Genomic DNA, 14,716 nt, shown 5'->3' on the forward strand with positions numbered 1-14,716 from the left:
TCGTAATATGCAATATCGTCAGTGCAATTAAATTTAATGCAGTCGTTTATGCAGGCTCGCGCCCACCAGCAGTGCCGCGCACAGCATCAGCGCGATAAATCCGCCCACGCCGTTCCAGCCGTAGTTATGCCAGAACACCCCGCCGAGCGTACCGGCTATGCTGGAACCAAGATAGTAACTGAACAGATACAGTGACGAAGCCTGACCTTTAGCGCGGCGCGCGCGTGGGCCAATCCAGCTGCTGGCAACGGAATGCGCGGCAAAGAAGCCCGCAGAGAAGAGCAGCATTCCGGCAAAAATCAGCCACAGGGAAGAGAAAAGCGTCATCAGCAGTCCGAACAGCATCACGGCGGTGGATACCAGCATCACCGGACCACGGCCGAAGCGCGCGGTCATGGCGCCCGCTTTTGGCGAACTCCATGTCCCGGTGAGATATGCCACAGAGAGCAAACCCACTAATGCCTGGCTAAGATGCCACGGTGAAAGCATCAGACGATAGCCAATGTAGTTGAACAGCGTCACGAACGAGCCCATCAGCAGGAAACCGGTCAGGAACAAACGGGGCAGCCCTTGATCGCGCCAGTGCAGGCGAAAGTTGATAAATAACGTTTTCGGACGCAGGGAGGTCGGGCGGAAATGGCGCGATTCCGGCAGGATTTTCCAGAACATCAGCGCCGAAGCGAGGGCGAAGCAGCCGATAACGGCCAGCGCAATGCGCCAGTTAAAGAAATCAGTAAACACACCGCTGAGCAGGCGTCCGCTCATCCCGCCGATAGAGTTCCCGCTAATATACAGCCCCATGGAGAAGGCCACGAAGCTCGGGTGGATCTCCTCGCTGAGATAGGTCATCCCGACCGCCGCCACGCCGCTCAGGGATAACCCAATCAGCGCGCGCATGATCAGAATGCCGTGCCAGCTGGTCATCATGGTGGACAACAAGGTACACACGGAGGCCAGCATTAACGCCGTTACCATAACCTGCTTACGCCCGATGGCATCCGAAAGTGGCCCGGTGAACAGCAGACCGATCGCCAGCATCCCGGTTGAAATGGAGAGCGAAATACTGCTGCTGGCTGGCGACACGCCAAATTCATGCGACAGGACCGGCAGGATCGGCTGAACGCAGTAGAGCAGGGCGAAAGTGGCGAGACCCGCTGAGAAGAGCGCCAGCGTGACGCGCATAAACTGGGGGGTACCACGTTTAATAAACTGAACCGGCTGCGGTGCTGCGGGTAAATCATCAATGTCGCTGGCCGGCGCGATATCAACGGTCGTTGTACGGCTCACACATAATCCTTGCTTAAACATCCCCGTGGTTTCTGGTGACGGGTATGACCACAAGATTAGGGTAGGAAAATGTAAATATTCTGTCTAATATATTAATAATCTCAAATGATACTTTAAAAATATGAATATCGAGCTGCGCCATCTACGCTATTTTGTCGCCGTCGCCGAAGAGCTGCATTTTGGTCGTGCGGCGGCAAGGCTGAATATCTCTCAGCCACCGCTAAGCCAGCAGATACAGATCCTGGAGCAGCAGGTCGGGGCGCGTCTGCTGGCGCGAACCAACCGCAGCGTGAGCCTGACGGCGGCGGGAAAACAGTTTCTTGCCGATAGCAGACAGATCCTGAGTATGGTGGAGGACGCCGCCGCCAGAGCGGAACGGCTTTATCTCGGGGAGACGGGAGAGCTGCGCATCGGGTTTACCTCATCGGCCCCCTTTATCAGCGCTGTTTCACAAACGCTATCTTCGTTTCGCCGTAACTTTCCGGATGTGCATATTCAGACGCGCGAAATAAATACTCGCGAGCAGATATCGCCGCTTAACGAAGGATCGCTCGATCTGGGGCTGATGCGTAACACGCAGTTGCCTAATACCCTGGTGTGGCAGGTGATCCTGCGCGAACCGCTGATGGCGATGATCCCCCGGGATCATCCGCTCGCCGCGCAGCACAGCGTCACGCTGGCTGAACTGGCGAAAGAGCCATTTGTCTTTTTTGACCCACAGGTGGGAACCGGGTTGTATGACGATATTCTTGGTTTGATGCGGCGATATGGCCTTGTCCCGACTATCGCGCAGGAGGTGGGGGAAGCCATGACGATCATTGGTCTCGTTGCCGCAGGGCTTGGCGTTTCGATTCTCCCGGCCTCGTTTAAACGGGTACAATTGCCGGAAATGCGCTGGGTGAAGATAGCCGAGCAGGATGCAGTCTCAGAGATGTGGCTGGTGTGGTCTAAACATCATGAACAGAGCCATGCGGCACAGCGTTTCAAAGAACAATTAATTACCGCTTCTCGCGGGCGTTATTTATAGGGAAAAGTGGGCGAAAATGTGCAGTAAATCACATGGCTAAGTAAAAATTTGACGTCAGCCATTGAAGTGCTTCACCATAGCCCTCAGTTTATTTCGAAGCTCGAAAATAAGGGAGTACGAGGTGGTTGCTGATAGTCAGCCAGGGCATATCGATCAGATCAAGCAGACCAACGCGGGCGCCGTTTATCGCCTGATTGATCAGCTTGGTCCGGTTTCGCGTATCGATCTTTCGCGCCTGGCACAACTGGCACCCGCCAGTATTACCAAGATTGTCCGCGAAATGCTGGAAGCCCATCTGGTTCAGGAGACAGAAATTCAGGAGCCGGGCAGTCGTGGCCGTCCGGCGGTAGGGCTTGTGGTGGAAACGGAAGCCTGGCACTACCTGTCGCTGCGGATTAGCCGCGGGGAAATCTTCCTCGCGCTGCGCGACCTCAGCAGCAAGCTGGTGGTGGAAGACCGGCTGGAACTCCCGCTTAATGCAGAGCAACCACTTCTCGATGCCATTCTGACCCACATCGACCAGTTCTTTATTCGTCACCAGCAGCGTCTTGAACGTTTAACGGCGATTGCGATCACCCTGCCGGGAATTATTGATACCGAAAATGGCATTGTGCACCGCATGCCGTTTTATGAAAACGTCAAAGAGATGCCGCTGGGCGACGTGCTGGAAAACCACACCGGTGTACCGGTCTACATTCAGCATGATATCAGCGCCTGGACGATGGCGGAGGCGTTGTTTGGCGCTTCCCGGGGCGCGCGCGACGTGATTCAGGTGGTGATTGATCATAACGTTGGCGCTGGTGTGATTACCGACGGGCGTCTGTTGCATGCTGGCAGCAGTAGCCTGGTGGAGATCGGCCATACGCAGGTCGATCCGTACGGAAAACGCTGCTACTGCGGTAACCATGGCTGTCTGGAAACGATTGCCAGCGTCGAAAGCGTGCTGGAGCTGGCGCAAGTGCGGCTCAGCCAGTCGATGAGCTCCACGCTGCACGGTCAACCGTTAAGCGTCGAGGCACTGTGCGCTGCGGCAAGGCAGGGCGATCTGCTGGCGAAGGACATTATTACCGGCGTGGGCAATAATGTCGGGCGCATTCTGGCCATTATGGTGAATCTGTTTAACCCGCAAAAAATACTGATCGGCTCCCCGCTCAGCCAGGCGGCGGATATCCTCTTTCCGGCGATTTCCGCCTGCATCAATCAGCAGGCGCTTCCCGCGTACAGTAAAAACATCGTGGTCGAAAGTACGCAATTTTCCAACCAGGGCACCATGGCCGGCGCCGCGCTGGTAAAAGATGCGATGTACAACGGCTCGTTACTGATTCGTTTGCTACAGGGCTAACTCTTTTCCAGAGATGTACGAAAAATTGCGCTATCTCAAGCCCGGTAGCGCACGCATCCCGTAGACTTTCCCCACTGAATTATTTACCTGGTTTATATTTTGAAGCATACCCAAGAGGTGGAATGAGTCATGCTTAAGCGTTTCTTTATTACTGGTACGGATACGTCTGTCGGGAAGACAGTCGTATCCCGCGCGTTACTCCAGGCCCTGGCGGCAAGCGGTAAACGCGTTGCAGGATACAAGCCGGTTGCAAAAGGCAGTAAAGAGACGCCAGAAGGGCTGCGCAATAAGGACGCCCTGGTTCTGCAAAGCGTCTCGTCTCTGGAACTGCCTTATGATGCCGTCAATCCTATCGCGTTAAGCGAAGAGGAAAGCAGCGTCGCTCACAGTGGGCTTATCAACTACAGCCTGCTTTCTGATGGCCTGGCAAATCTGAGTGAAAAGGTTGACCACGTTGTCGTTGAAGGGACCGGTGGCTGGCGCAGCCTGATGAACGATTTACGTCCCCTTTCCGAATGGGTGGTGCAGGAGCAATTGCCGGTGATTATGGTCGTGGGCATCCAGGAAGGGTGCATCAACCATGCCTTGCTGACGGCGCAGGCTATCGCTAATGACGGCCTGCCGCTGATTGGTTGGGTGGCGAATCGTATTAACCCGGGCCTTGCGCACTACGCTGAAATCATCGACGTGCTGAGCAAAAAGCTGCCTGGCCCGCTGGTGGGCGAACTGCCTTATCTGCCCCGCGCAGAGCAGCGCGAATTAGCGCACTATATCGATCTCTCGGCTTTCGGCGGTATGCTGGCCGTAGATCGAGTCGTGGCGTAGCGTTCTCGACAATACCGACGCCACAACACAGGCAACCAGCAAACCGGGAAGTAAAAAATACTGCCCGGTCATCTCACAGACCATCAAGGCCGACATGATTGGCGCATGCGTTGTGGCGGCGAGCAGCGTCGCCATTCCCGCCAGCCCAAGCAGGATCGCCGTCTCAGAGCCAGGAAACCACAGCGCAAAGATCTGCGCAAACAGCATTCCCGTTGCCATACCAACGAACAAGGTTGGCGTGAACACGCCTCCCGGCGCGCCGGACCCGCTGCTTGCCAGTACCGCCAGCAGCTTGCAAATAAAGACGCCAGCAATCACCGACAGCAGCGGCGGCGACTGCAAAAACGCCTGAACCACGCTATAGCCATTCCCCCATACTTTTGGCGTCAGCAGCGACAGCAGCCCGACGATCAGACCACCCAGCGCCAGCTGCCACGGCGGTGAGAGTTTGAGACGCAGAAACAGCCTGTGGCTGGCCGCCATCAGCCACATCAGCAGCGGGCCGCAAACGCCAGCCAGCAGGCCCACGCCAACGATCAGGAAATAATCCACCGCCGTAAGCATCTCGCTGAGATGGACATCATATAGCGTATTCGCGCCGGGACTTAACAGGCGGGTGGTCAGCAGGGCCACTACAGCGGCAATCACCACCGGGCCGAGGGAGGCCAGCATCAGCGTGCCAAACAGGATCTCTGCGATAAACAGGCTGCCCGCCAGCGGCGCATGATAGGCGCTGGCCATCCCGGCGGCGGCACCGCAGGCGATCCACAGTTTCCATTCGGATTTTGGCGTACAACGTTGTGCAAAAAAGGAGGCGGCGAGGGCGGCGAGCAGGATCATGGCACCTTCACGGCCGATGGCGCTGCCGCTGGCGACCACCAGCAACGACGCGAGGGATTTCACCAGGCTGGCGCCGTAATCAAACTGGCCGTCACCTGTTTCCAGCGCTTCCATATAATCGGTGGGGGCGTGGGGACGTTGTGCCGTCATGCGCTGCCATCCCCACAGTAGCACTCCCGCGGCCAGACCACCTAGCGCAGGCGTCAGCGCCCGCCGCCAGGGCGATAACGCGGCTGCGGCGTTCACCAGACTTCCGCTTTCGTTGCTGAGAAATAGCCACTCCAGCAGATACATGCTGTGGCGGAACACCGCAACGGCCAGCGCCGCCAGCACGCCGGTGACGGTAGCAATCAGGAGACGGCGAAACATCGCGCGGATGTCGGGGTAAGCGTGAAGACGTTGCATGAAGTCGTGATTTAACGGGGACGATACAATATTGTGGCGGGAAATCGGGAGGTTAGCAAAAGGTATGCGTGCGGAAAATGGCCGGGCAGTACCCGGCCTGAATGCTTAACTCTCGCTATGAATATTTAATGCCCGGCGCGTACGCCCTGAACTCAAATACTCCGCAATATAATCCTGGGATATCTCGCCGTTATAGCGTCCGTCCTCGTCCACAATCGGCATCCAGCTGGTGTTGCTCTCATACAGGCGAGAAAGCACCACGCGCAGGTTATCCTCGGCCTTACCGGTCATACGGAACGGATGCAGAATATCCCCGCAGCTGCCGCTGGCGTTACGCGCTTCGCGGCGCTTCACAAAGCCGAGCGGTTTGCCGTGCTCATCAACCACGGTAATGGCGCGAATATCGTTGTCATCCATGGTGGCGAAGGCCTCCGGCAGCGGCGTCGATTCGCGTACCGTAATGGTAGGCTGCTGGTCGGTGACGTCGCCCGCCGATACCAGCAGCAGGCGTTTCAACGTCCGGTCCTGACCAACAAACGAGCCAACAAACTCATTCGCGGGTTTCGCCAGCAGCTCGTCCGGGCTGGCGCACTGCACGATACGCCCCTGACGGAAGACGGCAATACGGTCGCCCAGCTTCAGCGCTTCGTCAATATCGTGGCTCACCAGCATCACGGTCTTTTTCAGCTTGCGCTGCATCTCAAGGAATTGGTTCTGGATCACCTCACGGTTGATCGGGTCGACTGCACCGAACGGTTCATCCATCAGCAGGACCGGAGGATCGGCTGCCAGCGCGCGGATGACGCCGATACGCTGCTGCTGCCCGCCGGACATTTCGCGCGGATAGCGGTGAAGGAATTTATGCGGATCCATTGCCACCATATCCATCAGCTCTTCGGCACGGGATTTACAGCGTGCCTTGTCCCAGCCCAGCATGCGCGGCACGACGGTAATGTTCTCTTCGATGGTCATGTTCGGGAACAGGCCAATCTGCTGGATCACGTAGCCAATGTTGCGGCGCAGGGTCACGGTGTCCATTCCGCTGGTGTCTTCGCCGTTAATCAGGATTGTCCCGCTACTTGGCGTAATGAGACGGTTGATCATCTTCAGTGTAGTGGTTTTCCCGCAGCCGGACGGGCCGAGCAGCACGCACATTTCCCCTTCAGGCACGTTCAGGTTGACGTTGTCGACGGCCTTAAACGTCTGGCCGTGTTTCTGTGAAAATTGTTTGGTGAGGTTTTCCAGTTTTATCATTATCGAATCCCCTTCGGAGTCAGTACCACCTGCAAACGGTGCAGCAACCAGTCGAGCACAATCGCTAAAAGACAAATCATCAGCGCGCCCGCAATCAACATACGAATATCACTCCCGCCAATACCGTTAAGCAGCAGCAGGCCCAGCCCGCCCGCACCGATCACGGCGGCAATCGCCATGACGCCGATGTTCATTACCACGGCGGTGCGGATGCCGCCAAAAATCACCGGCAGCGCCATCGGGATTTCCACCCAGCGCAGACGCTGCCAGAAGGTCATGCCGATGCCGCGTCCCGCTTCTCGCAGGCCGGGGGGCAGGCTGTCGAGCGCCGTATGGGTGTTACGCACAATCGGCAGCAGCGAATAGAGGAACACCGCAGTAATCGCGGGCAGGGCGCCAATGCCCTGACCGATCAGCGAAAAGAGCGGGATCATCAGGCCGAAAAGCGCAATTGACGGGATGGTGAGCACAATGGTAGCAATCCCCAGCACCGGCGTTGCCAGCCATTTATGGCGGACAATTAAAATGCCCAGCGGCACGCCAATAATAATCGCCAGGCCGACGGCGAGTGCCACCAGCCACAGGTGTTGCAGCGTCAGGGTTAAGAGATAGTCCCAGTTGTCGAGAATATAGTGAATCGTCTCCATAGCGCCTCCTACAGCAACTGTTTGCTACGCAGGAAATCACGGGCGACCTGCTGCGGTGACTGATGGTCGATATCCACCTTCTTATTCAGGTCGGTGATAACGTCGTTATTGAGCTGGGCTGAGAGGGTGTTCAGCGCCTCCTCCAGCCCCGGGTTAGCCTCCAGCGTGTCTTTTCGAACAACTGGCGTCACGGCATAACTCGGGAAGAAGCCTTTATCGTCTTCCAGCACTTTAAGATCGAAGCCCTTTACGCGCCCGTCGGTGGTGTAGATCAGCCCCGCATCGACAAACCCGTCGCGCACCGCGTTATAGACCAGGCCCGGATCCATCTGGCGGATCTGCGGGCGGTCCAGCTCCATCTTGTAGGCCGCCTGCAACGGTTTCATCCCGTCGCTGCGTCCGGCAAATTCCAGGTCAAGGCCCAGCAGCCAGTTGTTATCCGGATCGGTTTTACGGATCTGCTCAATCTTTGCCACCATCTCAGACATGGTATTGATATGTTCAGCCTCGGCGCGCTTGCGCTGCATGGCAAAGGCATAGGTATTGTTCATATCGGCAGGTTTAAGCCACACCAGACCGTGCTTCGCGTCGAGGCGTTTCACCGTCTCGTATGACTCCTGCGGCGACATGCGTTTGTTGATGTGGTTGAAGATGATCAGCGACGTGCCGGTGTACTCCCAGGTCATATCAATCTGCTTGTTGATCATCGCGTTACGGGAAATCACCGTTGCAATATTGGTCTGCGGCTGCACCTGAAACCCTTTCTTTTGCAGATACTGCACGGTCATGGCCGAGAGAATGTGCTGCTCGGTAAAGCTCTTGGTTGCCAGGATCAGCGGCGCGGCGAGCGCCTGGCTGGTGAAGAGCGCGGCGGCGCATAGCGCCGTCAGGCCGGAAAACAGTCTCATAGAAGCTCCTTGTTATAATTATCGCGCGAGATGCGGGCTCAGTAGTCGACCCAGTGCCGCCAGCAGCGTATCCAGAATCAGGGCGAACAGGGCGGTGGCCGCCGCGCCCAGGATCAGCGTCGGGAAGTCATTCAGGTAGATCCCAGGGAAAATCAGCTCGCCGTAGCTGCTGGCGCCAATCAGGAATGCCAGCGGTGCGGTACCGACGTTAATCGCAGTGGCAATGCGAATACCAGAAAGCATCACCGGCCACGCGTTAGGGATCTCAACCTGACGCAGGCGCTGCCATTTGGTCATGCCGATACCGTTTGCCGCTTCCAGCAACGACGCGGGAACAGAGCACAGCCCGGCATAGGTGTTACGCACAATCGGCAGCAGAGAGGCCAGAAAGAGGGCGATAATGGCCGGTTTATCACCGATGCCAATCACCACCATCGCCAGCGCCAGAACGGCCAGCGGCGGCAGGGTGTTACCCACGTTAAAGATTTGCATCACATATTCGGCGATACCACGCGCGGCTGGACGGCTCAGCAAAATACCGCTTGGAATGCCCACCAGCAGGGCAAAGAACATTGATGAAAAGACCAGAATCAGGTGCTGTTGCCCGAGGTAGATCAGGTCAACCTGGCGCGCCTTAATCGTCTCCAGTCCAATTCCCCAGGTGAGGAGAGCGAGAACCACGATAATCGCGCCGACAAAAAGCAGCGAACGTTTAAGTAATGGGTGCATTGCGGTGTGTCTCCCTGTGCGCATGCGTTATAGCAACCACCGGTTGCCTGTTGTTATGCCATGTTTCGGCAGGGGTACTTCACCTATAGCAAGCGAAACGGAAGGGTTCCAGCGAAGGGGGTAAAACAGTAACCCTATGAAATTAGTGACAACCTGGGTGAAGCCTTATGGCATAAGGGCTGTCAGTGGGCAGGCAGAATAGTCTTAAAGAAGCACGCCTTACGTGACAATGTCACGTAAGGCGTGCTGATTAAACCTGTCGACTAAGCGCGGCGCGCACTTTTCGTACCCGCCACGAGATGCGGACGATAGAGAAGGCGGCGACGACTACCAGCATCAGGCCCAGCGCCAGCATCGCGTGGAATCCAAACTCTCTGAACAGGATCAGCCCCGCGATACCTCCGCTGATAAAGGAGAAAAGGGTAGTTAAATGGGTTTTGAGCTGACTCTTTTGCGCGGCCGTATCTTTGGAATAATCCCGGCGCATCATGGCGACCATAACGGAGGCCAGCGAAATGCCCGCATCGGTCAGCGTGCCGGTGATGTGTGTGGATCTTACCCGTCCACCGGATAGCTGAGTGGAGGTGGAATTATGAATTCCCATCAACCCGCACAGGAAAATAATAATCTCCTGATTCGTGGCAAAGGAGTGAAAATACATTTCGTACAGGGATACCCCTGCCAGTAATAGCCCTTCAACAAACAGAACCTGGCTGAATACCAGCCTGATGTTATGGATAATCCCCCAGATAACAATAATCCGCGCAGCGATGGCACCTGAGACAAACGAAAGAATAATGGCGCCGAAGAAAAGAATATCGCTGAGATCGGTGGAGGAAACTTCGCTGGATAGCTGCGAGGTATTGCCCGTCATATGCGAGGGAAAAAAGCCGAATGCGCCCAGCGCAATGGCATTCAGCAGTCCCGCGGAGGTCGCCAGCCAGAGGGCAAGACGACGATCCTCCTGATGCGTTCGTTCTTTCTTTAATTTAATCAGCAAAGAATACCTCCGGTTTGAGCTTTGCCTGAACGCTCAAGCTAACAAAGCGATGTCGCTGGCTGACCAGGATATTGCTTAATTATTATTTCAACGGGAGGAGTGCGAGGTTTTGTAATTAAATAAAATAACCTTGTTAATATAATGCTTTATTGCTGATGACGCGAGCAGACTGGCGGGCATAAATACCGGCCCAGTATGCATGCTCGCTGGAGCGGGATGGGATTTGATTCAGTGTAGACATAGATGTAATTCACAACGACGAGAAGAGAAGCCAGCATCTGGTCGCCGCTGTTCCTGGGAAGGTACAGATCTCCAGCCAGGGTGATCCCGTATCGGTTCTCGAACGTCACCTTGCGGTGGTCGACTTTATCGCTCTCGGCGAAGGTCTTATCTCAGGTTGTCACCATCGAAACGCGGGCGTCAGGATTTCGTGTTTCTTACTAATTCATTGTTTTAACTCAACTTAATGATGCGCATAGCAGCACGGCGGACAGTTTGGTGAATATTTTCATTCGACGCTGGCGTCCGGCTGGGGCCGGATGATTGCCGTGCGCATCACGCCCGATATGGAGATGGCTGTGGTTGCCGCTCCGGCGCATTTTCGGCGCTATGGTTTTCCGCAGACGCCCGCCGATCTGGATGCTCATCCCTGCATTGCCTACCAGTTCGCCGACGGTAACCACTATCAATGGGAGCTTGTGCAGGATGGGAAGCGAGTGACTCACCGCCCGGAGGGGCAATGGGCCTTTTCCGACAGCTACATGGAGGCCGAAGCGGCCCGGCTGGGACTCGGGCTGGCCTATGTCCCGGTTGAGCTGGTGGCTGACGATCTGGAGCGTGGCACGCTTATACGCGTCTTACAGCGCTACAGCCTGCGGATGGACGGACTGTACCTCTATTATCCACACCGCAACGTATCCCCGGCGCTGAGAGCGGTGATTGATACGCTGAAAATTTAGGGTGCCTCTTCGCTACGGTCTATACAGCCCCTGCGTTTGTGATACGCTACTATTTTATATAGCGCAGCTCAACTAAGGCTCTGAAATGACAAAAATAACGCCAGAATATACGGTAGTTGACTTATCACGTTGGGCAAGAAAGGAACACTTTGAAGTATTTCAGGGCTTTGCTCAATCTACATTTAACCAAACGGTTCAGCTGGACATTACCGTGCTGCTAAAGCATATCAAAGAGGTTGGCTGGAAATTTTATCCTGCGATTATTTCCCTTATATCTCACGTCGTAAACCGGCATCCGGAATTCCGTATGGCCATGAAGGATAATGAGCTTGTAATATGGAATGAGGTGCATCCCAGCTATACCCTTTTCCATAAAGAGACGGAGACGTTTTCATCATTATGGAGTCACTTCGACGGGAATATTCATCACTTTCAGAACGTTTATGCAGAAGACGTTTCTCGCTATGGTGATAATCTTGCCTACTGGCCCAAAGAAGAGTCCCGGGAGAATATATTTTTCATATCTGATATTCCGTGGGTCAGTTTTAGCAGTTTTAACGTCAACGTCGCTAACATGCGGAATTTTTTTGCGCCCATGTTCACGTTTGGAAAATACTATAACCAGGATGAAAAAGTCTTGTTGCCTTTCGCCGTTCAGGTCCATCATTCTGTTTGTGATGGCTTCCATGTAGCCAGGATGATCAACGAGTTGCAAGAGTTATGTGATAATTTACCACACCATTCAGAGGCGCCGAACGTGTGATTCACGTGTTTTTAACATACGTCTGACGAGAGGAAATGCTGTAACCAAATTTTACGCCAGAACAGATTAAAATGTTCAATCGCATTGTTTTCGAGAAGATCGAAATAATGCATGATGAAGCCGCGAGCCGTTTCCGGCCCGCGGCGGCATGACAGGTGATGAGTCGTTCTGACGATCAGGCGGCTTTGACGGCCCGGATTTTTTTGCTGCTATCCGCATCTGATGCTGTTTTATCCGTTGCAGCATTGAGCTCGGGAAGCTTGCTGGTACGCAGGATATGCTGCACGGACTCTTTCTGCTCGGCGAGATAAAGACCTAGGTTCTCCGCCTGCGTTTCATCCATCTGCATTCCGCTTTGCAACAGCCAGTCGGTAAACACTTCTGCCATATCGAGCAGTTTGTCGTGAGCGTCAGCCTCTTTCTTACTGGCAAATGTCATTTTTTCTTCACCTTTTCTTACGACAACAAATTTTGTTTCAACAGCCATTGTGCACCCCCGTATACTGTAATTATATACAGTATAGCAGTTGTGACGTTGTGTTGCAGCAAAAATGTGCGAGCCTGGCCTGCACAACGGGTGGACAAGCCAGGTGCTGTTATCGGTACAGCGTTTTTTCGGCAATCGGGATCAGCAAAGTGGACTGCCATTCCGCCAGCGTCAGCTGGGCAAGTTTACCCAGCGCGGTGTAGAACGGATGGGCCGCGTTTTCAACGAATACGCTAAGGAAACGCGTGCTCCATGGCAGCAGATGCCAGGCAAGAAGCTGGTCGCGTTCTGTTTCGCGACCGTTCTCGGCAAGCCATGCCGCCAGCATCAGCAACGTTCCGAAATGATCTTCAGGCTCATTCTGCTGCATCTCAAAGGCGATATGGTTTTCACGCATCCACTGACGCAACGCGAGGGTCGAATCGCCAAACAGCACTGACTCGCGATCAAGCCAGACCGAGCCCCACGGGGGGGCGGGCAGGGCATACGGGCCAATAAACAGACGCTGCCAGGCGTCTTTCAACGCTTCATCCGATGGGGTCTTAAACATACTGGCGACAGGCAGCAGGTTTTCCTCCGCCAGCGGCCAGTCCTGAACCCAGTCACCTGCGGTCAGGGCACTCACCAGCGGCGCGGTCTGCTCGCTGTCTGGGGCGAAATAAAACAGCGCGCCCAGTACCCGGGCGCTGAACGCGAACGATTCGCGGTGTGAGACATCATTCATTACAACTTTCCTTACTTGCGCGCGGGTAGCCCCGCGCACCTGTGTTAACCTGCAATTGCTAACCCTGCGGTCATATGCAGACCATAAAATAGCCCACGGCCAATCAGTTCACCCAGCACCACCAGAACGACACCTGCAAACAGGCCGAGCGTTTTTGGCTCCTGACGACGAATAAGCGGGCAGATCCAGCAGCCTAAACCCGCCGCCAGCAACGCGATGCGCCACACCTGAAGCGAGCCATAATCTGGCAGCAGGGCGCTGGCCTGCTGGATGGAACTCTGTATCGTCCCCAGCGTATTGCTTTGCAACACGACGACCGCCACGCAGACGATAAGTGCCAGTACGCTGACTGACGCGGCAAGAGTACCTTTGAATGTCACGTTTGCGACGCGCAGCAGCAGCGCGGCCAGCAGAGGACCAGCCAGAACCATCGTCAGGAAGAAGCTCAGCGTGGTGTAACCCGTATACCAGGTCGGGACAGTCTCAATCTGATAGACACGGGTCATCGCCCAGACAAAAACGATGCCCAGGATCTGGCTGACAACCAGCCAGATTTTGCCCAAAGCTGGGGGCATTTTACCGATAACCGACACCAGCCACCAGAAACCGCCCACGGCAAAGAAGATCGAACCCGCCGCGATCTCATTACTCAGCGCTGACGCGCCCACGCGGTTAAGCGAGTTGAAGGCACGCAGCGGGGAGCCAAGATGCAGCACCGAAGCCATAAACCCAATACCCATTACCAGCCAGAGAAAAAACAGGCTGCGCACGATGCGCATTCTGGCCTTGTCATCATTTTCCTTAAGCCAGACGAAGCCCATCACGATTAACGCGCCGGCCACGCACTGCCCGAAAACGGTGAAGATCACCAGCGGCCATTCATGCCATCCACTTCCCATCTCACACCTCCTTCGGGTTTGCCAGGTAGCCGGTGGTGTCCCCCGTCGGACGGCTGTTGGCGTTAGGTTTAATCACAATACTCGGCTTTGTGAAGTGCGCAGACGGCAGCGGCGCGACGGCAGCAAGCTGGCCGTGTTTTTTGCGCAGCTCCTCAATCGGGCCAAAGTCCAGCGCGCGCAGCGGGCAGGATTCGACGCAGATGGGCTTTTTGCCGTCCACCACCCGGCTGTGGCAGCCGTCGCACTTGGTCATGTGGCCTTTGGCGGCATTGTACTGCGGCGCGCCGTACGGGCAGGCCATGTGGCAGTAGCGACAGCCGATGCAGACATCCTCGTCCACCAACACAAAACCGTCGTCGCGCTTGTGCATTGCCCCGCTCGGGCAGACCTTGGTGCAGGCCGGATCTTCGCAGTGGTTGCAGGCAATCGACAGGTAATAGGCGAAGACATTCTGATGCCAGACGCCGTTATCCTCCTGCCAGTCGCCGCCCGCGTATTCATAAATACGACGGAAGCTAACGTCCGGGGTCAGATCTTTGTAATCCTTGCAGGCCAGCTCGCAGGTTTTGCACCCGGTGCAGCGGCTGGAATCAATAAAAAATCCATACTGGGTTGTCATC

15 protein-coding genes and 2 pseudogenes are annotated in these 14,716 nt (G+C 55.5%); 5 read left to right on the plus strand and 12 right to left on the minus strand.

All coding sequences use genetic code 11. The features are described from left to right. Nucleotides 1-33 precede the first annotated feature (33 nt). A complete protein-coding gene (locus tag O1724_RS10880) occupies nt 34-1,287 on the minus strand; it encodes an MFS transporter (protein WP_003857455.1) in 1,254 nt (417 codons plus the stop codon). A 121-nt stretch (nt 1,288-1,408) separates the two neighbouring features. Between O1724_RS10880 and O1724_RS10885 the strand changes: the two genes are divergently transcribed. From O1724_RS10885 to bioD, 3 genes are all read left to right on the plus strand, one after another. Next, a complete protein-coding gene (locus O1724_RS10885; protein WP_126296596.1) occupies nt 1,409-2,314 on the plus strand; it encodes a LysR family transcriptional regulator in 906 nt (301 codons plus the stop codon). Between the two features lie 121 nt (nt 2,315-2,435). Continuing rightward, complete coding sequence (mlc, locus tag O1724_RS10890) at nt 2,436-3,656, plus strand: sugar metabolism global transcriptional regulator Mlc (RefSeq protein ID WP_003857451.1); 1,221 nt, start codon at nt 2,436-2,438, stop codon at nt 3,654-3,656. 129 nt (nt 3,657-3,785) lie between these two features. Next, a complete protein-coding gene (gene bioD, locus O1724_RS10895) occupies nt 3,786-4,481 on the plus strand; it encodes a dethiobiotin synthase (protein ID WP_015570628.1) in 696 nt (231 codons plus the stop codon). Here the strand turns inward: bioD and clcB are convergent. From clcB to O1724_RS10930, 7 genes and pseudogenes are all read right to left on the minus strand, one after another. Beyond that, nucleotides 4,416-5,726 (minus strand): voltage-gated ClC-type chloride channel ClcB, encoded by a 1,311-nt coding sequence (gene clcB / locus O1724_RS10900; protein WP_003857448.1) that lies wholly within the window; start codon nt 5,724-5,726, stop codon nt 4,416-4,418. The two genes, bioD and clcB, sit on opposite strands and share 66 nt — an antisense overlap. A gap of 105 nt (nt 5,727-5,831) precedes the next feature. After that, the gene (gene osmV, locus O1724_RS10905; protein WP_003857446.1) at nt 5,832-6,980 is read right to left on the minus strand and encodes an osmoprotectant ABC transporter ATP-binding protein OsmV; all 1,149 of its coding nucleotides are present in this window, start codon (nt 6,978-6,980) and stop codon (nt 5,832-5,834) included. After that, nucleotides 6,980-7,627, minus strand: coding sequence for an osmoprotectant ABC transporter permease OsmW (gene osmW / locus O1724_RS10910; RefSeq protein WP_006808875.1), 648 nt, complete (start codon nt 7,625-7,627; stop codon nt 6,980-6,982). Before osmW ends, osmV begins: the two co-directional genes overlap by 1 nt. Before the next feature lie 8 nt (nt 7,628-7,635). Beyond that, the gene (gene osmX, locus O1724_RS10915; RefSeq protein WP_003857443.1) at nt 7,636-8,535 is read right to left on the minus strand and encodes an osmoprotectant ABC transporter substrate-binding protein OsmX; all 900 of its coding nucleotides are present in this window, start codon (nt 8,533-8,535) and stop codon (nt 7,636-7,638) included. Between the two features lie 18 nt (nt 8,536-8,553). After that, complete coding sequence (gene osmY / locus O1724_RS10920) at nt 8,554-9,264, minus strand: osmoprotectant ABC transporter permease OsmY (RefSeq protein ID WP_003857442.1); 711 nt, start codon at nt 9,262-9,264, stop codon at nt 8,554-8,556. Nucleotides 9,265-9,514: 250 nt separating this feature from the next. Next, on the minus strand, nt 9,515-10,264 hold the full coding sequence (locus O1724_RS10925) for a YoaK family protein (protein WP_023314061.1): 750 nt from the start codon (nt 10,262-10,264) through the stop codon (nt 9,515-9,517). A gap of 257 nt (nt 10,265-10,521) precedes the next feature. Continuing rightward, nucleotides 10,522-10,713, minus strand: a pseudogene (locus O1724_RS10930) (alpha/beta hydrolase); the annotation flags it as partial. A gap of 62 nt (nt 10,714-10,775) precedes the next feature. On the opposite strand from O1724_RS10930, the pseudogene O1724_RS10935 reads away from it, so the two are divergent. Together O1724_RS10935 and catA are read left to right on the plus strand one after the other, a co-directional pair. Further along, nucleotides 10,776-11,223: pseudogene (locus tag O1724_RS10935) on the plus strand (LysR substrate-binding domain-containing protein); the annotation flags it as partial. 85 nt (nt 11,224-11,308) lie between these two features. Next, entirely contained in the window at nt 11,309-11,986 is a 678-nt protein-coding gene (gene catA / locus O1724_RS10940; RefSeq protein WP_022651054.1) for a type A chloramphenicol O-acetyltransferase, read from the plus strand. A gap of 175 nt (nt 11,987-12,161) precedes the next feature. On the opposite strand, the gene O1724_RS10945 is transcribed toward catA, so the two are convergent. From O1724_RS10945 to O1724_RS10960, 4 genes are all read right to left on the minus strand, one after another. Continuing rightward, a complete protein-coding gene (locus O1724_RS10945; protein ID WP_126296594.1) occupies nt 12,162-12,473 on the minus strand; it encodes a YebG family protein in 312 nt (103 codons plus the stop codon). Between the two features lie 109 nt (nt 12,474-12,582). After that, nucleotides 12,583-13,197, minus strand: coding sequence for a Tat proofreading chaperone DmsD (gene dmsD, locus O1724_RS10950; protein WP_015570619.1), 615 nt, complete (start codon nt 13,195-13,197; stop codon nt 12,583-12,585). A gap of 44 nt (nt 13,198-13,241) precedes the next feature. Beyond that, entirely contained in the window at nt 13,242-14,096 is an 855-nt protein-coding gene (locus O1724_RS10955; protein WP_023324575.1) for a dimethyl sulfoxide reductase anchor subunit family protein, read from the minus strand. A gap of 1 nt (nt 14,097) precedes the next feature. Continuing rightward, nucleotides 14,098-14,715, minus strand: a complete 618-nt coding sequence (locus tag O1724_RS10960) for a DMSO/selenate family reductase complex B subunit (RefSeq protein WP_058662665.1) — start codon at nt 14,713-14,715, stop codon at nt 14,098-14,100. Between the last annotated feature and the right edge of the window lies 1 nt (nt 14,716).

Source organism: Enterobacter cloacae complex sp. HYC074_NIDB, assembly GCF_056673345.1.